The organism is Methylotuvimicrobium buryatense 5G, assembly GCF_000341735.1.
In the GTDB taxonomy this organism is placed as follows: Bacteria; Pseudomonadota; Gammaproteobacteria; order Methylococcales; family Methylomonadaceae; genus Methylotuvimicrobium; species Methylotuvimicrobium buryatense.
Genome location: NZ_KB455575.1, coordinates 3,285,807 through 3,304,786, shown reverse-complemented (window position 1 = coordinate 3,304,786; position 18,980 = coordinate 3,285,807). Strand labels below are relative to the sequence as shown.

Annotated in this window: 22 protein-coding genes and 1 tRNA gene; 18 read left to right on the top strand and 5 right to left on the bottom strand. The window is 47.5% G+C overall.

Annotated elements, in window-relative coordinates:
* Positions 1 to 9 precede the first annotated feature (9 nt).
* The 8 genes from hisH (at position 10) to tatC (ending at position 4,443) form a co-directional block, all read left to right on the top strand.
* Positions 10 to 660 (top strand): imidazole glycerol phosphate synthase subunit HisH, encoded by a 651-nt coding sequence (gene hisH, locus METBU_RS0114950; RefSeq protein ID WP_026130250.1) that lies wholly within the window; start codon positions 10 to 12, stop codon positions 658 to 660.
* A gap of 48 nt (positions 661 to 708) precedes the next feature.
* On the top strand, positions 709 to 1,446 hold the full coding sequence (gene hisA / locus METBU_RS0114945; protein WP_017841400.1) for a 1-(5-phosphoribosyl)-5-[(5-phosphoribosylamino)methylideneamino]imidazole-4-carboxamide isomerase: 738 nt from the start codon (positions 709 to 711) through the stop codon (positions 1,444 to 1,446).
* A gap of 3 nt (positions 1,447 to 1,449) precedes the next feature.
* A complete protein-coding gene (gene hisF / locus METBU_RS0114940) occupies positions 1,450 to 2,226 on the top strand; it encodes an imidazole glycerol phosphate synthase subunit HisF (protein WP_017841399.1) in 777 nt (258 codons plus the stop codon).
* Positions 2,223 to 2,612 carry a phosphoribosyl-AMP cyclohydrolase gene (gene hisI, locus METBU_RS0114935; protein WP_017841398.1) on the top strand — a complete coding sequence of 130 codons (390 nt, stop codon included), beginning with the start codon at positions 2,223 to 2,225 and terminating at the stop codon, positions 2,610 to 2,612. Before hisF ends, hisI begins: the two co-directional genes overlap by 4 nt.
* On the top strand, positions 2,609 to 2,926 hold the full coding sequence (locus tag METBU_RS0114930) for a phosphoribosyl-ATP diphosphatase (protein ID WP_017841397.1): 318 nt from the start codon (positions 2,609 to 2,611) through the stop codon (positions 2,924 to 2,926). Before hisI ends, METBU_RS0114930 begins: the two co-directional genes overlap by 4 nt.
* Before the next feature lie 201 nt (positions 2,927 to 3,127).
* A complete protein-coding gene (gene tatA / locus METBU_RS0114925; RefSeq protein ID WP_017841396.1) occupies positions 3,128 to 3,340 on the top strand; it encodes a twin-arginine translocase TatA/TatE family subunit in 213 nt (70 codons plus the stop codon).
* Positions 3,341 to 3,343: 3 nt separating this feature from the next.
* On the top strand, positions 3,344 to 3,649 hold the full coding sequence (tatB, locus tag METBU_RS0114920) for a Sec-independent protein translocase protein TatB (RefSeq protein WP_017841395.1): 306 nt from the start codon (positions 3,344 to 3,346) through the stop codon (positions 3,647 to 3,649).
* A 5-nt stretch (positions 3,650 to 3,654) separates the two neighbouring features.
* A complete protein-coding gene (gene tatC / locus METBU_RS24285; RefSeq protein ID WP_017841394.1) occupies positions 3,655 to 4,443 on the top strand; it encodes a twin-arginine translocase subunit TatC in 789 nt (262 codons plus the stop codon).
* Positions 4,444 to 4,468: 25 nt separating this feature from the next.
* On the opposite strand, the gene METBU_RS0114910 is transcribed toward tatC, so the two are convergent.
* Positions 4,469 to 5,086, bottom strand: coding sequence for a GDSL-type esterase/lipase family protein (locus METBU_RS0114910; protein ID WP_017841393.1), 618 nt, complete (start codon positions 5,084 to 5,086; stop codon positions 4,469 to 4,471).
* Between the two features lie 12 nt (positions 5,087 to 5,098).
* Here METBU_RS0114910 and METBU_RS0114905 point away from each other — a divergent pair, with 12 nt between their 5' ends.
* On the top strand, positions 5,099 to 5,836 hold the full coding sequence (locus METBU_RS0114905; RefSeq protein ID WP_017841392.1) for a pteridine reductase: 738 nt from the start codon (positions 5,099 to 5,101) through the stop codon (positions 5,834 to 5,836).
* 31 nt (positions 5,837 to 5,867) lie between these two features.
* Here METBU_RS0114905 and METBU_RS0114900 read toward each other — a convergent pair whose 3' ends face one another.
* From METBU_RS0114900 to folB, 3 genes are all read right to left on the bottom strand, one after another.
* Positions 5,868 to 6,701, bottom strand: coding sequence for a BUD32 family EKC/KEOPS complex subunit (locus METBU_RS0114900; RefSeq protein WP_017841391.1), 834 nt, complete (start codon positions 6,699 to 6,701; stop codon positions 5,868 to 5,870).
* A 1,480-nt stretch (positions 6,702 to 8,181) separates the two neighbouring features.
* Positions 8,182 to 8,697: a 2-amino-4-hydroxy-6-hydroxymethyldihydropteridine diphosphokinase gene (gene folK / locus METBU_RS0114895; protein ID WP_017841390.1), complete on the bottom strand. Its 516-nt coding sequence runs from the start codon at positions 8,695 to 8,697 to the stop codon at positions 8,182 to 8,184.
* A gap of 3 nt (positions 8,698 to 8,700) precedes the next feature.
* Complete coding sequence (gene folB, locus METBU_RS0114890; protein WP_017841389.1) at positions 8,701 to 9,054, bottom strand: dihydroneopterin aldolase; 354 nt, start codon at positions 9,052 to 9,054, stop codon at positions 8,701 to 8,703.
* Positions 9,055 to 9,190: 136 nt separating this feature from the next.
* Between folB and plsY the strand changes: the two genes are divergently transcribed.
* Positions 9,191 to 9,766: a glycerol-3-phosphate 1-O-acyltransferase PlsY gene (gene plsY / locus METBU_RS0114885; protein ID WP_201764901.1), complete on the top strand. Its 576-nt coding sequence runs from the start codon at positions 9,191 to 9,193 to the stop codon at positions 9,764 to 9,766.
* Between the two features lie 164 nt (positions 9,767 to 9,930).
* Here plsY and tsaD read toward each other — a convergent pair whose 3' ends face one another.
* Positions 9,931 to 10,941 (bottom strand): tRNA (adenosine(37)-N6)-threonylcarbamoyltransferase complex transferase subunit TsaD, encoded by a 1,011-nt coding sequence (tsaD, locus tag METBU_RS0114880; protein ID WP_017841387.1) that lies wholly within the window; start codon positions 10,939 to 10,941, stop codon positions 9,931 to 9,933.
* A gap of 105 nt (positions 10,942 to 11,046) precedes the next feature.
* Between tsaD and rpsU the strand changes: the two genes are divergently transcribed.
* From rpsU to metF, 8 genes are all read left to right on the top strand, one after another.
* Positions 11,047 to 11,280, top strand: a complete 234-nt coding sequence (gene rpsU, locus METBU_RS0114875) for a 30S ribosomal protein S21 (RefSeq protein ID WP_014146611.1) — start codon at positions 11,047 to 11,049, stop codon at positions 11,278 to 11,280.
* A 22-nt stretch (positions 11,281 to 11,302) separates the two neighbouring features.
* Entirely contained in the window at positions 11,303 to 11,752 is a 450-nt protein-coding gene (locus METBU_RS0114870) for a GatB/YqeY domain-containing protein (protein WP_017841386.1), read from the top strand.
* A gap of 41 nt (positions 11,753 to 11,793) precedes the next feature.
* Positions 11,794 to 13,518, top strand: a complete 1,725-nt coding sequence (dnaG, locus tag METBU_RS0114865) for a DNA primase (protein ID WP_017841385.1) — start codon at positions 11,794 to 11,796, stop codon at positions 13,516 to 13,518.
* Positions 13,519 to 13,605: 87 nt separating this feature from the next.
* Positions 13,606 to 15,417, top strand: a complete 1,812-nt coding sequence (rpoD, locus tag METBU_RS0114860) for an RNA polymerase sigma factor RpoD (RefSeq protein WP_017841384.1) — start codon at positions 13,606 to 13,608, stop codon at positions 15,415 to 15,417.
* Between the two features lie 8 nt (positions 15,418 to 15,425).
* A tRNA-Ile gene (locus tag METBU_RS0114855) sits at positions 15,426 to 15,502 on the top strand.
* 63 nt (positions 15,503 to 15,565) lie between these two features.
* Positions 15,566 to 16,726, top strand: a complete 1,161-nt coding sequence (metK, locus tag METBU_RS0114850; RefSeq protein WP_017841383.1) for a methionine adenosyltransferase — start codon at positions 15,566 to 15,568, stop codon at positions 16,724 to 16,726.
* Positions 16,727 to 16,745: 19 nt separating this feature from the next.
* Positions 16,746 to 18,038, top strand: coding sequence for an adenosylhomocysteinase (ahcY, locus tag METBU_RS0114845; protein WP_017841382.1), 1,293 nt, complete (start codon positions 16,746 to 16,748; stop codon positions 18,036 to 18,038).
* Positions 18,039 to 18,098: 60 nt separating this feature from the next.
* A complete protein-coding gene (metF, locus tag METBU_RS0114840; RefSeq protein WP_017841381.1) occupies positions 18,099 to 18,950 on the top strand; it encodes a methylenetetrahydrofolate reductase [NAD(P)H] in 852 nt (283 codons plus the stop codon).
* Positions 18,951 to 18,980: the final 30 nt, after the last annotated feature.

Here is an 18,980-nt window from a genome sequence, read left to right as displayed (position 1 = left end):
ATCTTCACTATGTCATCAGTCGCAGTTATCGATTATGGAATGGGCAATCTGCATTCCATTGCTAAAGCTTTGCAACATGCGGACCCTCGTACCGAAGTCAGGGTCGTATCCGATATCGAATCCGTTTTGCGGGCCGATCGCATCGTTTTCCCCGGCGTTGGAGCGATCGGCGATTGCATGCAAGCGCTCAATACCTCAGGTCTTGCCTCGGCGATCAAGACCGCCGCGCAAGAAAAACCGATGCTCGGTATTTGTCTGGGCATGCAGGCTTTATTGACCGATAGCGAGGAAAGCGATGCGACAATGTGTTTGAATATCATTCCGGGCCATGTGCGGCGCTTTTCTGATAACCTTCAGGATAAAAACGGCGAACGGCTGAAAATTCCTCACATGGGTTGGAATCGAGTTAAGCAACAGCCTCACCCGCTTTGGGAAAATATCGAACCGGGCAGCCGATTTTATTTTGTGCATAGCTATTATGCCGTTCCCGAGGATGAATCAGTCGTATCCGGTACTTCGGATTATCCGAAACCATTTGCCTGTGCATTGGCAAAGGCAAATATTTTTGCCGTGCAATTTCACCCTGAAAAAAGTCAATCAGCCGGCTTACAGCTATTGAAAAACTTTTTGCAGTGGGATGGACAATTTAACGTTAATTGATAGGGCGTCCGGTTAATCCGGCATTAAAATCTTGAGGATGTTGATCTTATGTTGTTGATACCTGCAATCGATTTGAAAGAAGGAAAATGTGTCCGTTTGCGGCAGGGCAAGATGGACGACGATACGGTGTTTTCTGACGATCCGGTGAGTATGGCTGGAAAATGGGTCGAAGCCGGTGCCAAACGCATTCACTTGGTGGATTTGGACGGTGCGTTTGCCGGTAAACCGAAAAATGCCGCGATTATTCGGAGCATTGTCGAAGCCTATCCAGATATACCGGTACAAATCGGGGGCGGTATTCGCGACGAGGATACGATTCAGGCGTATCTCGAAGCCGGCGTTCAATATGTCATTATCGGCACTAAAGCGGTCAGTGAGCCGCACTTTATCAAAGATGTCGCAATCGAATTTCCAGGGCATATCATTGTCGGACTCGATGCCAAAGATGGGAAAGTGGCCATCGACGGTTGGTCTAAACTTTCCCATCATGATGTGATCGACATGGCGCAGAAATTTGAGGCAGACGGTGTCGAGGCAATCATTTATACCGATATTTCACGCGATGGCATGATGAGCGGCGTCAATGTCGAGGCGACCGCCGAATTGGCCCGTTCGATCCGAATTCCAGTGATCGCCTCGGGCGGCATAACCAATTTGGATGATATCAAAGCGCTTGGCAAGCATGTCGGCGATGGTATTGTCGGTGCGATAACAGGGCGTGCAATCTATGAAGGAACGTTGGATTTTGCCGAAGCTGCGAAATTGGCCGAGTCTTTCGGCGATTGATCGATGACTCTGGCTAAACGCATCATTCCTTGCTTGGATGTCGATAACGGGCGCGTCGTTAAGGGTGTAAAATTCGTCGATATCCGCGATGCCGGCGATCCGGTCGAAATCGCCAGGCGTTATGACCGAGAAGGCGCGGACGAACTGACTTTTCTTGATATTACCGCGACGCATCATGATCGCGATACGATCGTGCATGTGGTCGAACAAGTGGCCGGCGAGGTTTTTATTCCGTTGACGGTCGGCGGCGGTATCAGAACCCTCGACGATATCCGACGCATGCTGAATGCCGGTGCCGATAAAGTCGGTATCAATAGTGCGGCGGTTAGCAATCCCGAATTTGTGCGCGAAGCGGCTTCACGATTCGGTTCGCAGTGTATCGTCGTTGCGATCGACGCCAAAAAAGTCAGCGAAGCGGGACAACCCGATCGTTGGGAAATATTTACTCATGGCGGCCGCAAGCCGACTGGTATCGATGCGGTCGAATGGGCAAAAAAAATGACCGATTACGGTGCCGGCGAAATCTTGTTGACCAGCATGGATCGGGACGGAACTCGCGAAGGTTTCGATTTGGCCCTGACTCGCGCGGTCAGCGAGGCCGTGGCCGTGCCGGTGATTGCTTCGGGTGGGGTCGGCAATTTGGACCACTTGGCTGACGGCATTCTCGAAGGCAAGGCCGATGCAGTCTTGGCAGCGAGTATTTTTCATTTTGCCGAGTATACCGTGCAACAAGCCAAGGAGCACATGGCGGCAAAAGGAATCGAGGTGCGTTTGTCATGAGTGAAATATGGCTGGATGAAATTCGCTGGACCAGTGACGGCTTAGTTCCGGTCATTGCACAGCAAGCCGATAGTGGCAAGGTGATGATGTTTGCCTGGATGAACCGCGAATCGCTGGCGTTGACGGTTAGCGAAGGTTATGCGGTGTATTGGTCGCGTTCCCGTAACCGATTATGGCGCAAAGGCGAGGAATCGGGTCATCGGCAAAAAGTGCTTGGGGTTTATCTGGATTGCGATGAAGATGTTATTTTGCTGAAAATTGAACAGCAGGGCGGAATCGCTTGTCATACCGGCCGTGAAAGCTGTTTTTATCGAACCTTGAAAGACGAACAATGGCAGGCGGCAGAACCGGTTTTGAAAGACCCTCAAACGATCTATAAAAAATGAATCAAGTATTGCAAGAGCTGGCTACAATTCTGGAGCAACGTAAAGAGGAGTCGGCCGACAAGTCTTACGTCGCAAGCCTGTATGCGAAAGGTTTGGATAGTATTTTAAAGAAGATAGGCGAAGAAGCGACCGAGACAGTCATGGCCGCGAAGGATGGAGATAAAGAAAAAATCGTTTACGAAACGGCCGATCTTTGGTTTCACAGCATGGTGATGTTGGCGCATCAAGGACTGGGGCCAAATGATGTGTTGCGCGAGCTGCAACGTCGTTTCGGACTGTCCGGACTCGAGGAAAAAGCGAGCCGGGAGAAATAGAGAAGGGTCAATAGTGAATAGTCAATGAATGGCGGAAAGCCATGTTTATTAGCGGATTCATTGTGTCCTTCGTTTAAGCTTATGCTGCTGAATAGCCCGATGTATAAACAAAAAAGCTAAAGTACGAACTCAATTTACGATTTTCCATTTACTATTCACCATCTATCATTCGCTATTCACTAATACAACCGGAGTTAAAAAATGGGCATGAGTGTCACGCAATTGTTGATTATTTTGGTGATCGTGATTGTTTTGTTCGGTACCAAGCGGTTGCGCAATATCGGTTCGGATTTGGGCGGGGCGATAAAAAGTTTTCGTTCGGCGGTAAAAGACGGCGAGGAAGATAAGCAACTTGCCGAGGACGACACCGAAAAGTCAAAAGAAAAAGCGCCGTCGGAACAGGACAAAGTTTAAATTATGTTCGATGTCGGTTTTTGGGAATTAATTCTGATCGGCTTGGTCAGCTTATTGGTCATCGGGCCGGAGAGGTTGCCGAAAGCCGCTCGGATTGCCGGGTTTTGGGTGGGTAAATTACGGAATACCGTTGCCTCGGTGAAAGCGGAAATCAAGCAGGAATTACAAGCCGAGGAAATTCGTCAAGTGCTGAAAGAGCAATCGGCGTTCGATGAGATACAAAAAACCTTGGATGAAACCAAGGAAGCGGCACACTCGATTCAATCCAGCATTGAATCGGCTTCGGAAGACCAAAGCAAATCCAAGTAAATCCTATGAGCCGCGATAACTTCGACGAAACGCAAGAACAGCCGTTTATTTCCCATCTAATTGAACTGAGAAATCGTCTGTTAAAGGTCGTTTTGTCGGTTTTACTCGTGTTTCTCGCTTTAGCTTCTTATGCTAACGAAATTTATAGTTTTCTGGCGGGGCCGTTACTTGCCCACTTGCCGGAAAACAGTACGATGATCGCGATCGATGTCGCATCGCCCTTTTTTACACCCTTCAAGTTAGCCTTGGTACTGTCGATTTTTATTGCGGTACCGATCATTCTGTATCAATTTTGGGCTTTTGTCGCTCCGGGGCTCTATAGAAACGAGCGTCGCATGATTTTGCCGCTCTTGATTGCAAGTACCTTTCTGTTCTATCTGGGCGTTGTGTTTGCTTATTTCGTTGTGTTTCCTTTGATCTTCGGTTTCCTGACCGCAGCCGCGCCCGCCGGGGTCGCGGTAATGACCGATATCGCCAAATATCTCGATTTTGTGCTGACCTTGTTTTTTGCCTTTGGCTTGGCGTTCGAGGTGCCGATTTTTACGATCGTATTGGTCTGGACCGGTCTGGTTACCCCGAAAGCCTTGGCTGAAAAACGCCCTTATGTGATTGTCGGCGCTTTTATCATCGGAATGTTTTTGACGCCTCCGGATGCAATATCTCAGACTTTGTTGGCTATTCCGATGTGGCTTTTGTTCGAACTCGGTTTGTTGTTTTCCCGATTATTTGTGCGTAAACCCGCCGAGACGTTATCGGGTCAATTGCAGAGTTTTAACGATAGCGACAAAGATTGATAATTTTCTATTGTTTCGTTCAGCTTTAGGCTGGCGCCAGCGCGCCTGTTTTGATCAATAAATCTCGAATTTTTTCAGCGAGCTTTCTGTAGCCGGCAGGATTCAGATGAACCGGATCCGATTTGAATTCGGTACTACCGAGTAATTCAGGCAGTGTATTCAGGTCTGCCGGAATGCCATGTTGTTCGGCTATGGTGCGATAAAATTCCGCACTATCCAACAAAAATAACGCGGGCTTAGGGACGCCCATCATAATCACGCCGATATTGCGTTGCTGTGCTTCTGCGATCATCGAGTTGAGATGGTCAATGGTTTCCTGGGTAGGAATTTTCCTTAGCATGTCGTTGCCGCCGTGAATCAATATCAACAAATCCGGGCGATATTCGTCGAGTAAGGCCGGCAAGCGATGTGCCCCCGATTGGCTGGTTTCTCCAGGGAGGCCTTCGTTGATGACTTCGCGGGCTATCAATTTGGATAATACGCGAGGATAGTCGGCACCGTCAGACGCGCCGGTGCCATAAGTCAAGCTATCGCCGAATGCGAGAATGACTGCATTTTTGGGCAGCTCGGGAAGAGTGGGTGGCGATTCGCTACAAGCGTTAATTAATAAGTAAAATCCGATGAGTAGTATGGTTTTATTCATAAGCGAGAAGGGGTGTTCGTGCGCAAAAATGTATTGATTACCGGTGGCGCCAAGCGTATTGGCGCGGCCTGCGCGAAGTTGTTGCATGAAAGCGGGTTTAATATCTTGTTGCATTATAGATCATCGGAGAGTAGTGCTCGGCAGTTGTGCGATTTGTTGAACGACATTCGACTCGACTCGGCACAGACAATTAAGGCGGATTTGGCGGTAAAGGCTGAATTGTTATTGTTGGCCGATTATGCGAAAACGGCCTGGGGCGGTATCGATGCCTTGGTCAATAATGCGTCTTCGTTTTATCCGACCGGAATCGGCCAAGTTTCCGAGCATGACTGGGATGAGTTGATCGGCAGTAATCTCAAAGCGCCGTTTTTTTTAACGCAAGCCTTAATCAAGGAGCTTTCGGCAAGGCGGGGTTGTGTCGTGAATATTACCGATATTCATGCGGAACGGGGACTCAAAGGTTATCCGGTATATAGTATAGCCAAGGCCGGCTTAGTGGCGATGACCCGCGTTATGGCCAAGGAGCTAGGCCCGGACATCAGGGTCAACGCAGTGTCGCCCGGTGCAATTTTATGGCCGGAGCAGGATATGTCGGAAGCGGTTAAACAAGAAATTGTCGAACGGATTGCGCTGAAACGCAGCGGCGCGCCCGAGGATATTGCTCGCGCAGTACGGTTTTTAATCAAGGACGCAGATTACATTACTGGCCAAGTCATTGCGGTCGATGGAGGGAGAACATTGTTTTGCTAACCCTTCAGCGAACGCATTTGGGGAATCGTCTTTAGTTGCCGTAGTTTCTTAGGGTTTTGAGGGTTTGGTAAGCGTATTTTGCATCCTTTCCTAAATAACGGTGCAGCAAAGCAAGCAGTCCGTAAATCAGCCAAACTTGTCTTGCGAAGGAAAGGGTATTGCGCCAAGTCGAATTAGGCGCCAGCTGTCGGTAGGATTCGATTGCTTCTAGGATCATGGTTCGATCATCGGCTAGGTATCGATGTAAGCTATGGAAATAAAGCAAGGCATCGCGCATCATGCATTGATCCGGAGTCAGTATGCTGCTCGGATCTTCTTCGAAATCTAAAAAACCGAAGGATTGACCATCGTAAGCCATGTCTCTGAAAGCGGGGCGGCCGTGCCAGAGCCCTTGACTGTGAAGCAAGGCCAATTGTTCGGAGGCCTTTTTGACGATTGTGCATTTTTGTTCCCTAGAAACTTTGGAGTCTCTAATCCAGCCCGTCAATGGGCGGCCGATATCATTAAGCATGAACCAGCCCTTGCCTTCGGCAACGATTTGAGGAACGCTAATGCCTAAAGCAGCAAGCTTTCTCAAGCGGCTAGCCTCGGCTTTCAATGCCTCGGGCCCTCCTGTTGCGACGGTGGACTTTAGCAAGGGGTTGCGGCTCAATATCGCGACAACGGTTCCTAGCCAATGCCAAATGCTACGGTGAGCAATCTGGCTCTGTTTAATCCAAAAAGCTTGTTGTTGATAAACAAGCTTGAAGGTTCTCGCGCCTACGTGTTCTTGCAGTTGTTGCTTCGCCAATCGATGTAAATCCGCGCTAAACGACTCGAAAGATTTATCGAGTCCGCGGTTTGTGGGGGAAGGGGACGAGGTCATCGTAAATTCATAGCGATTGATAGTTGAATCCGCGGGATATTAGGTAGGTATGAAAAAACTAATCGATTCGATTTTTTATCGAGTAAATTTGAATAGCAGATAGTAAAAAAGCATAGCCTAAATTTTAATAAAGAATAACGAAGTTATAAATAGATCCTTGATTAAGGGGGTGCTTTTATAGATTTGGCAACCCATAGGCCTTCTGAGCTACACAAACAGTTACATAGTCAGCTATACACCTGTTTGCGCTCCTTGGCTACTCACTTGACGCGGGACAGTTTAAGGTTAATTCGTTCTTGGTGAGTTTAAGGTTAATCCGTTCGTGGTGAGCCTGTCGAACCATGGGCGGATTAACCGTCCACCCTTCGACAGGGCTCTCCTGAGCTCAGCCGAAGGGCTCAGGGCGAACGGTTAATCCTTTTTGATTAGCAAGAGGCTTCAGCTTACCGAAGCCAAGTGTCCGAGCAGAGGCTAGTCGTAGTCGCAAAAACTAAAATATGCTGTTACCCAAGCTCCAGCTTGGGTAACCTGTTCGGGAAGCTCTAGCTTCCCGACAATCAAGAAAGATTGAACGAGCGAGCGAGTCGGGATTGATTGAGAATGTGCGGAGGTTGTGTCGGTCACAGGAAGCTGGAGCTTCCGGGGTGTCTTTCCCAAGCTGGAGCTCTCATCGTTATACATAAATTGTAGGGTACGCTGCGCGTACCAAAGCCGTGCCCTAGCGGTTCGGTTGGCACATGAAATTAACATCGCGGGGTTACCATGGTACGCATAGCGTACCCTACGCGGATCACCTAGCGTTAGGTGACACTGCCATTAAGTTAAGCCATCACAGAATTAAGTAATGCTTGTATCCAGGATCTACTTTGCCTCAAAAGCTTGCCATCCATGGCACTGGATTCCGCCAGTCCATGGCGGAATGACGGGCTTCCCTTAACTTAATGGCAGTGAGCGTTAGGTGAGGGAGATCCAAGGGTGTTAAATGGCAATAAAAAGTATCGAGGTCTCATTGGTTAAGATTGCAAAAGGGTAATTTTTGACATATGTATAACGATGAGAGCTGGAGCTTTGGAAAGAGCGTGATGCGGGTTGGCCGTTTTTAGCTTGACGCGCATGGCTTGCGAACCCCGTCCTGCTAAGGATATGCTGATCTTTGGGCTTTAGCTGAAGAAACTTGCTAATCAGGTAATCCTTAGTGCTTTTGTCCCGCCTTAAGTGGGAAGCCCGCTCCTTGAACTAAAACCAAAATCGTGCGTGTGCCGTTTAGGATTTGGTCGTAAATAACTTCCCTATTTTATGGAAGGTTCGGTTGCTCGATTGGCAGCAAGCACACGGGACGTATTTACCTAGCACCTAAATTTCATAGTCTATTAGCCTATGGTTAATTGTCTTGGATAATTTAGGTGCAGCGTCCTGCCAAGCGAGTTACCGAACCCTCAACAAAGCCCATAGTTCCAGGACGTTATTTATCACGAAATCCTTAATTTATTCCGTCTCCGTTTCTAAGAGGCCAATCAGGCAGAATGCGCGCTTGTTTGAGATTACTTTTATCTAGATTTTGCCATAATTCTTTATAAGATAATCGGCTAATCGGATGTTTGCTGGCCGGAGCAATTTCAGCGAGCGGTTCAAGGACGAAGGCGTATTGTTCGATTTCCTTTCGAGGTATTTGTAATCGGCCATCTTCGATAATTAGATCATCGTATAACAGTAAATCAAGATCTAGTGTTCGCGCGGAAAATTTTTTACTCTCGCGAATTCGGCCATGTTCCAATTCGATTTGTTTGAGTATCTTGGCTACGTTTTTGACATCGAGATCGGTATCGAACCCCACAACGAGGTTATAAAAATTATCGCCGCTGAAGCCGACCGCTTCCGATTCGTAAGTGCTGGAAATGATCAGTTCGCCGAAATGATTTTTGAGCGCACGTAGGCTTGAAGGAATATTGGTTTCCCGGTCGATGTTGCTGCCTATGCTGATATAGCATCGCGCCATGATTTATTTTTCACCTCGTTCGATGATAATGCCGACATCGCTGGCTCCGCGAATGGCGCCTTTTTTGTTTAATACGATTTTTACCCATGGTACATGAAATTCGCTTTGTATCAATCTAGCAATTTCTTCGATTAATTTTTCGACTAGAAAAAATTCGCTCGCTTCGACAAACGAAATAATGCGTTTGGAAACGGTCTTGTAGTCGAGGGCATGCTTGATATCGTCGGTCTCGGCTGCTTTGCTAATATCGAAGGCCATTTGTATATCAAGTACAATGGTCTGTTTTTGGGTTCTTTCCCAGTCATAGATACCAATGATCGTTTCGATTTCCAGACCACCTAAAAAAATGATGTCCATTGAATTTTCCGTTTATTATGTCGTTGAGTTATTATCGATATAAGAATGATATAAGGCAAATTTATAGCAATTGGCCTTAAATATCATCAAATTTATTGAATGTTGGGGGAAATATAGTTCTATGTTGATAGGTGAGATAATGCTTGAAAGCTTGTTTGTGGTGTTTGCGTATTTGGCTGGTTCGGTTTCTAGTGCGATTATTGTTTGTCGAATGATGGGGTTGCCTGATCCTCGTGAGCAGGGGTCCGGAAATCCCGGAGCGACGAATGTGATGAGAATCGGCGGCAAAAAAGCGGCCGGCATTACGTTGTTAGGCGATATGTTGAAGGGCTTATTGCCTGTGTATTTAGCAAAAATACTGGGCATGCCTGTCGATGCGTTGGCCTTGATCGGTTTGGCGGCGTTTCTTGGGCATTTGTATCCGGTTTTTTTTGGATTCAAAGGCGGTAAAGGGGTTGCGACATCGGTCGGTGTATTGTTGGGTTTTTCCTGGGCATTAGGCTTCGCGGTTATTGCAACTTGGCTGTTAATTTATAAAATTTCCAAGATTTCGTCTTTATCGGCATTGATTGCATCAAGCTTATCATCCGCGTATGCATGGTACATTGTCGAGAGTCCAGGTCTTGTCGGGTCTTGTGTGCTGATGACCGTATTATTATTGTGGCGTCATAAAAGTAACATACAGAGGCTATTGGCCGGCGAGGAGAGCTAAATTAAGCGGGGATAGTTCGATGGCTTATAATTTTAGTTAGCAGTTAGCAGTTAGCAGTTAGCAGTTAGCAGTTCGGGGGAGTTTTACGAGGATGTCGGCAGCGGCGGTCCTCGACAGATACGCCCCGCACCTTCAATAAAGTCGAACTATATTTAAGTAGTCAGTTAAACCGGCGGCAGTTCTTCAATCGGCCAGCGTGCGCGTGCAAATATAACGCTTCCCTGGTGTTGGTCGGCCATCAATCTCTGGCAACCGGCATAGGCAATCATTGCGCCATTATCTGTACAAAATTCAGGTCGTGGAAAATAAATTAGGGCTCGTTCTTTGTCGGCCATTTCCGTCAAAGATTGGCGTATGGTCGAATTAGCGCTGACGCCGCCGGCCACGACCAATGTGGTCAGCCGGGTTTGTTGTAGTGCGCGCTTGCATTTGATACTCAATGTTTCGGCAACGGCGGTCTGAAATGCGAAGGCGATGTCGGCTTTGTCTTGATCGGATTGCGCTGTGTCGTGCAATGCATTCATTGTGTAAGTTTTTAGGCCGCTGAAACTGAAGTCGAGCCCTGGTCGGTCGGTCATCGGCCTTGGGAATTTAAAGCGTGGCGAACCGCGTTTAGCCAGTTCGGATAGTTTGGGTCCTCCAGGATAACCCAGACCGAGCATTTTGGCGGTTTTGTCGAAGGCTTCGCCGGCAGCGTCGTCGAGCGATTCTCCTAATAAGCGATATCGGCCGATACCTTTAACTTCGACCAGCATCGTATGACCTCCCGAAATCAACAAGGCTAGAAACGGAAATGACGGCGGATCGTTTTCCAGCATTGGCGCGAGTAAGTGTCCCTCCATGTGGTGAACCGCGATCGCCGGTTTACGCCAAGCCCAAGCTAAGCTGTTTGCCGTAGCCGCGCCGACTAGCAAGGCGCCCATTAGTCCAGGCCCCGCTGTATAGGCAATACCGCCGATATCTCGGCTCGTTAGTCCGGCTTCGTTTATGCATTGTTTGATCAGCGGGACGAGTTTGCGAATATGGTCGCGCGAGGCCAGTTCGGGAACGACGCCGCCGTATTCGCTGTGCATGTCGATTTGACTGTAGAGCAAATGGTTGATGAGACCTTTTTCGGAATGATAAATGGCGACTCCGGTTTCATCGCAGGAAGTTTCTAAGCCTAAAACGTACATGGATTTTTGAAAAAATGCTAAGAGGGCGTATAATAACGAGTTCTTTTTTATATAGGGACTATCGTCCTTCAATTTTTAAATATTAACACAGTTGGATTATTAATAATGCCGTCAGTAAAAGTTAAAGAAAACGAACCATTCGATATTGCTATTCGCCGTTTTAAACGTGCTTGCGAGAAAGCCGGTGTCCTGTCCGAAGTCAGACGTCGTGAATTCTATGAAAAACCCACTGCCGAACGCAAAAGAAAAGGTGCTGCGGCGATCAAGCGTCATTTAAAAAAATTGGCTCGCGAACGTTATGCATTGAAAAATCTGCGCCGCGGTCGTCCGCAATTATAATTCGTCCGGAATCGAGATCGGTATGGAATTACTAAAAGACCGTATCAGGGAAGATATGAAGGCCGCCATGAAAGGCGGCGATAAAGCGAGGCTTGCCGTGATACGTTTAATCATGGCGGCCATCAAGCAGCGCGAGGTCGATGAGCGTATTGAACTCGATAACGATCAGATCATTGTTGTGCTTGATAAAATGGTCAAGCAGCGGCGAGAGTCGATCAGGCAGTACACCGGAGCAAACCGGATGGATTTGGCCGAGGTCGAAGAAGCCGAGATTTTGGTGATTCAGGATTATTTGCCGCAGGCATTAACCGAGCAGGAAATCGATCAAATGATTGCCGAAGCGGTTCAGCAATCCGGTGCCGAGTCGGTTAAGGATATGGGTAAGGTGATGGGGTTGTTGAGAGATAAAATGCAAGGTCGCGCCGATATGTCGATCGTTAGTGCAAAAATTAAAGCCGTTTTAGCAGGGTGATAGTCCAATTCGTGTTTTAAAGTTTGAGTTCCGGGTAATCTATGTCCGGTAGAATTCCTCGAGACTTTATTAATGATCTCCTACTGCGAGTTGACATCGTTGATTTAATCGACTCGCACGTTCCTTTAAAAAAAACGGGTAGCAACTTTGTAGCGCGCTGTCCGTTTCACTCAGAAAAAACGCCTAGTTTTTCGGTTAATCGTAAAAAACAGTTCTTTTATTGTTTTGGATGCGGAGCCAGCGGCAATGCCATCAGCTTCTTGATGGATTTTAGTCATTTGGATTTTGTCGAGGCGGTCGAAGATCTGGCTGCATTTGTCGGTGTTTCGGTGCCGCGCGAGTCATTTGTAGCGCCGGCAGGAAGCTCCCGGAGCGATGTCGGGCCTCTCTTCGACTTGATGGATCAAGTAGCCGGATTTTATGCCGAACAATTAGCGAGCGAAGACGGCAAGAAGGCGATCGATTATTTAAAGCGCCGTGGTGTCAGCGGTGCCATCGCTAAGACGTATCAATTGGGTTATGCGCCTGAAGGCTGGAATACGTTGGCTTCCCGTTTCAATTTTGTGGCGCTTACTAAAGCCGGTTTGCTTGTTAGCAAGGAGGGTGGGGGCGGATATGATCGCTTCCGCGGTAGAGTCATGTTTCCTATCCGCGATAAGCGTGGGCGCGTCGTAGGTTTCGGTGCGAGGGTATTGGATGATTCTTTGCCGAAATACTTGAATTCACCGGAAACGCCCATATTTTCTAAAGGTAATGAAGTTTACGGGCTTTATGAATTACTGCAAAGCCATTCAAGGCCGGAACGGATTCTGGTGGTCGAGGGCTATATGGATGTGGTGGCTTTGGCTCAGTTCGGTATCGGCTATGCCGTTGCGACCCTAGGTACGTCGACGTCCAAGGCGCATATGGAATTATTATTCCGGTTCAGTTCGGAATTAGTGTTTTGTTTCGATGGCGACAAAGCCGGAAAAGAGGCGGCTTGGCGTGCGATGGAGGCAACTTTTCCTTGTTTGAAAGATGGCCGGCATGTAAAAATCATGCTGCTGCCCGAAGGTCAGGATCCCGATTCGTTAATTAGGGCGGAAGGTGTTGCTGCATTCGAGCGTGGTATTGCTTCGGCAGCAACCCTATCCGAATATTTTTTCGGACGAGTTCAAGACGAATTGTCGCTTGAGTCGATGGAGGGTCGCGCTCAGTTGATTAACCGTTCGAAAAAGTATTTAGAGCAATTGCCGGTCGGCGTATTCAGGGAGATGATGTATCAAAGACTCCAGAATTTATCGGGTTTCAATAAACTGGACGTTTTAGAAAATACGGCTACACTCTCAAAGGTGCCCAAGGCTGCCGTCCATAGGGATAAAAAGCGCTTGTCTCCTGCAAGGGTGGCAATCTCATTGCTGTTGCAAAATCCCGAATTAATCGAGGTTGTCGAGCAAAAAGAGCTTGATTGGGAGAGTTTGAACTTTCCCGGCAAAGAATTGTTTAAGGAGGTTGTCGATCTGATTTCGAGCGAATATCCAAAAAATCTTTCCATGCTTTTAGAATTATTTCGCGGACGACACAGCGAGAAAGTTGTGAAGCAACTGGTTTTTTTGGATGTGATGGTTCCCGAGGAAGGGGTTCGTGCCGAATTTTCAGACGCTTTGGAACGATTGAATGCGCAAGCGAGAGAAGGTCGTATTGAGCAGTTATTAGAAAAAGAGTCGGCGGAAGGCTTAAGTCGAGAGGAGCGGGAAATATTAGGGAGGTTACTGGTAAGCCGATAAAAGGGAATTCGTATTAACATAAAAAAGAATATGTTGTATAATTTCCTGTTCAGCGTAATTGTGCTGATCGTATTCTGTGAGTGAGTGATGAATCAAGAACAACAGCAGTCCCAACTTAAACAATTGATAGCCAAAGGTAAGGTGCAAGGTTACTTGACGTATGCCGAGGTTAACGATCATTTGCCCAGCGATATTGCCGATCCGGAACAGATAGAAGATATCATCGGCATGATCAACGACATGGGTATTCAAGTTTATGAGGATGCCCCCGATGAAGACTCGCTGATTACCGACGGCGCTGCGGTTACCGGTGATGAGGATGATGATGACGAAGTGGCTGCTTTAGCTTCGGTTGATAGCGAGTTCGGTAGAACTACCGATCCGGTTCGCATGTACATGCGGGAAATGGGATCGGTTGAATTACTGAATCGGGAAGACGAACTAAAAATCGCCAAACGTATAGAAGAAGGACAACAACAGGTTGTCAGAGCGATTTCTCGATCCTGCAAAGTCGTTGATGAATTCATTAGCGCCTTCGATTCTATATCGGACGAAGAGGGTGGTGTTCGTTTGACAGACCTAGTTTCGGGATTCGTCGATCTCAGTGAGCCGGAGACAGTATTTAGTAGTCAAGCGGCTAATGACGACTCGGTCGACGAGCAAGCCGACGAAGATGAGGTCAAAGGACTTGACTATAATGAAGTTAAGGAAAAAGTCGAAGTGCTGCGTAAACTGCATAAATCGGCGGCGGCGGCAATTAAGAAACATGGTTATGGTGATCCTAAGGTCAATGAAAAGCTGGATGAACTTGCGGAAAGTTTTCTCGAGTTTAAATGGGCTCCGCAATATTTTAAAAGGTTGACAGCTACCGTTTCCGAGGCGGTCGCCCTTATCCGTGAAAAGGAAAAGTTAATAGCGGATCTGTGTGTCAATGAAGCCAAAATGAGTCGCAAAGAATTTATTATTGCAATGACCGGGCATGAGACCGATTACGAATGGTTGGTGCAATACCTGCGATCGACGGGTATTGGTAATCAGGTCATTTCTGAGAATGAGCAGGAAATCAAGAAGGCGCAATCGGTATTGGCCGATATTGCCAGCACTTATGGCTTATCCGTTAGCGACATCAAGGATATTAATCGTCGCATGTCGATTGGCGAAGCAAAAGTCAGGCGCGCTAAGAAAGAGATGATCGAGGCGAACTTAAGGCTGGTTATCTCGATCGCGAAAAAATATACCAATCGCGGCTTGCAATTCCTGGATTTGATTCAGGAAGGCAATATCGGTTTAATGAAGGCGGTCGATAAATTCGAGTACCGCCGCGGTTATAAGTTTTCGACTTATGCGACCTGGTGGATCAGACAGGCGATCACTCGTTCAATAGCCGATCAGGCCAGAACGATTAGAATTCCGGTGCATATGATCGAAACGATAAATAAATTAAATCGGATTTCAAGACAGATTCTGCAAGAATTGGGCCGCGAAGCGACTCCTGAAGAACTGGCCGAGCGCATGGAAATGCCTGAAGATAAAGTTCGTAAGGTATTGAAAATTGCGAAAGAACCGATTTCGATGGAAACACCGATTGGCGATGATGAAGATTCTCATTTGGGGGATTTCATAGAAGATGCTAAAGTATTATCCCCGATTGAATCGGCGACGATTGCAGGGCTTAGAGAATCAACTCAAAATGTGTTGGCCGGATTGACCGCTAGGGAAGCGAAAGTTTTAAGAATGCGTTTCGGAATTAATATGAATACCGATCATACTTTGGAAGAGGTCGGTAAGCAGTTTGATGTGACTCGTGAAAGGATACGGCAAATAGAAGCAAAAGCATTAAGAAAACTGAGGCATCCGTCGAGATCCGAACAATTGCGATGCTTTCTGGACGGCGAATAAAAAATTAAGGGCCCTTAGCTCAGTTGGTTAGAGCGTCCGACTCATAATCGGCAGGTCGTAGGTTCAAGTCCTACAGGGCCCACCATAGTTAAAAAGGCTGCTCATGCAGCCTTTTGTGTATTAGGCAATAGATATAAAAGGCGGTGTCGTGAGCAATAATTTTATTTTTACATCAGAATCGGTTTCGGAAGGTCATCCGGATAAAGTCGCGGATCAAATCTCAGATGCGGTATTGGATGCATTACTGGAACAAGATCCGCGCTCGCGGGTGGCCTGCGAGACAATGGTTAAAACGGGCATGGTTATTTTAGCCGGCGAAATTACGACTGATGCTTGGGTCGATACCGAAGCACTGGTCAGAAAGGTCGTCTGTGATATCGGCTACGATCATGGTGATATCGGTTTCGACGGCCAAAGTTGCGCGGTCTTAAACGCAATCGGTAAGCAGTCGTCCGATATCGCGATGGGCGTCGATGAGTCCGATAATCATGAGCAAGGCGCCGGCGATCAAGGCTTGATGTTCGGTTATGCAACCAATGAAACCGACGTGTTGATGCCGGCTCCGATCACTTATTCTCATTTGTTGGTCAAACGCCAAGCCGAAGTTCGTAAAAATAAAACCCTGCCATGGCTTAGACCGGATGCGAAAAGCCAAATTACTTTCCGTTATGAGAACAATAAGCCGGTCGCGATCGACGCAGTCGTATTATCGACTCAGCATTCACCCGAAATCGGCGCGAAGCAGATTCATGAAGCGGTCATGGATGAGATTATTCTGCATGTCCTGCCGAAAGAGTGGCTGCACAAAGACACCAAATATTTTATCAACCCGACCGGTAATTTCGTGATCGGCGGGCCTGTCGGCGATTGCGGTTTAACCGGCCGTAAAATCATCGTCGATACCTACGGTGGGATGGCGAGACACGGTGGCGGCGCGTTTTCCGGCAAGGATCCTTCGAAAGTGGATAGATCCGCTGCTTACATGGCACGTTACGTCGCAAAAAACATCGTTGCGGCAGGACTTGCCGAACGCTGTGAAATTCAAGTTTCTTATGCGATCGGTGTTGCCGAACCGACTTCGATCAGCGTCGATACTTTCGGGACCGGAAAAGTCGGCGAAGAAAGATTGGTACAGATAATTCGGGACCATTTCGACTTAAGGCCGAAAGGTTTAATCGCAGCTTTGGACTTATTGAAGCCGATTTATCAGGCGACTGCTGCATACGGTCATTTCGGTAGAACCGAAGCGTCCTTCAGTTGGGAAAAAACCGATAAAGCCGATGCATTGAGAGATGCAGCCGGACTTTAAGTAAATTTAGGAGATAACAATGACTCAACCGGACTACAAAGTCGCAGATATTAACCTGGCCGAGTGGGGCCGTAAGGAAATCAATATCGCCGAAACCGAAATGCCTGGCTTGATGGCTTTGCGCGAGGAATTCGGCAGTGAGCAGCCGCTGAAAGGCGCACGCATTGCCGGCTGTTTGCATATGACGATTCAAACGGCAGTGTTGATCGAAACCTTGATCGCACTGGGTGCTGAAGTTCGCTGGTCATCTTGCAACATTTTTTCGACACAGGATCATGCGGCTGCGGCGATTGCCGCTAAAGGCATTCCTGTTTTTGCTTGGAAAGGCGAAACCGAGGAAGAAGCCGAATGGTGTATTGTGCAAACCATCGAAGGCCCGAACGGCTGGCGTCCGAATATGATTTTGGATGACGGTGGCGATTTGACTTTGATGATGCATCAGCAATATCCTGAGTTGATGGCCGATGTCAAAGGGCTTTCCGAGGAAACGACCACGGGCGTGCTGAGGTTGACTGAAATGGTTGCTAAAGGCAAATTGTTGGTGCCGGCCTTCAATGTCAATGATTCGGTCACCAAGTCGAAATTCGATAATCTTTACGGCTGCCGCGAATCTTTGGTTGACGGTATCAAGCGCGCGACCGATGTCATGATTGCCGGTAAAATTGCAGTCGTCTGCGGTTATGGCGACGTCGGCAAGGGTTGTGCTCAATCGTTACGTGGCTTGGGGGCGACCGTATGGATTACCGAAATCGATCCGATTTGCGCATTACAAGCGGCGATGGAAGGCTATCGTGTCGTTACGTTGGAAGAAGCTGCGCCGATTGCCAATATTTTTGTCACGGCAACCGGTAATTTCAATGTGATCACGCATGACCATATGGCGGCGATGCGGGATCAAGCTATTGTCTGCAATATCGGGCATTTCGATTCCGAGATCGAAATTTCTTCGTTGCGTCAATACCAATGGGAAAACATCAAGCCGCAAGTCGATCATGTCATCTTCCCGGACGGCAAGCGTTTAATCGTATTAGCCGAAGGGCGTTTAGTCAATTTAGGTTGTGCGACAGGTCATCCAAGCTTTGTCATGTCTAACTCGTTCTGCAATCAGGTTTTGGCGCAAATCGAACTATGGAACCATGCGGATAAGTACGAAAACAAAGTTTATGTATTGCCTAAAAAATTGGATGAAAAAGTCGCAGCATTGCATCTAAATCAATTGGGTGTGAAATTGACCCGATTGACTGAGAAGCAAGCCGAATACATCAATGTGCCTGTGGACGGACCGTTCAAGCCCGAACATTACCGTTATTGATCGATGTAGACACAGACAAGCCATTAATTGGCTTGTCTGTTGTTTCAATACTCTGAAATCATGCAAACACAACAAAAATATCCCAAACTGTTCAGTTTCGAATTTTATCCGCCCAAGACCGAAGCCGGCGAGGAAAGTTTGCAGGCGGTACATGAAAAATTGAGCCGATTAAATCCCGATTTCTTTTCGGTGACTTTCGGGGCCGGCGGGTCGACGCGGGATAAGACCTTCGATACGGTTGTCAAAATACAAGAGCGCGGCGTTGCTGCTGCGCCTCATCTGTCTTGCGTTGCATCGACGCATGAAAATATCAGAGAGATTTTGCACGGTTATCGTTCGAACGGGATAAAAAAAATCGTCGCGTTGAGAGGCGATTTGCCGTCCGGGATGATGTCGGCCGGGCAATTTCGATATGCCAATGAATTGGTCGACTTTATTCGTAGCGAAACCGGCGATTATTTTCAGATTCATGTCGCTGCCTACCCCGAGACCCATCCTCAGGCGCGAAGTGCTGCTGAGGATTTAAAGAATTTCAAACGCAAAGTCGATGCCGGTGCGAATGCCGCGATTACGCAGTATTTTTATAACGCAGAGTCTTATTTTTATTTTGTCGATGCCTGCGAAAAAATGGGTATCGATATTCCGATTGTTCCCGGTATCATGCCGATTACGAATTATTCGCAATTATTCCGTTTTTCCGATATGTGCGGCGCGGACATTCCACGCTGGCTAAGGAAAAAGCTGGAAGGCTTTGGTGACGATAAGGAGCAAATCATCGCGTTTGGTTGCGATGTCGTAACGCGTTTATGTCAGCAATTGTTGGATAATGGCGCCCCGGGATTGCATTTTTATACGATGAATCAATCCGCGCCAACGTTGGCGATTTGGAATAATTTGAATTTATCGGATTAATCAAAAAGAATCGATGGTTTATCGAGAAAA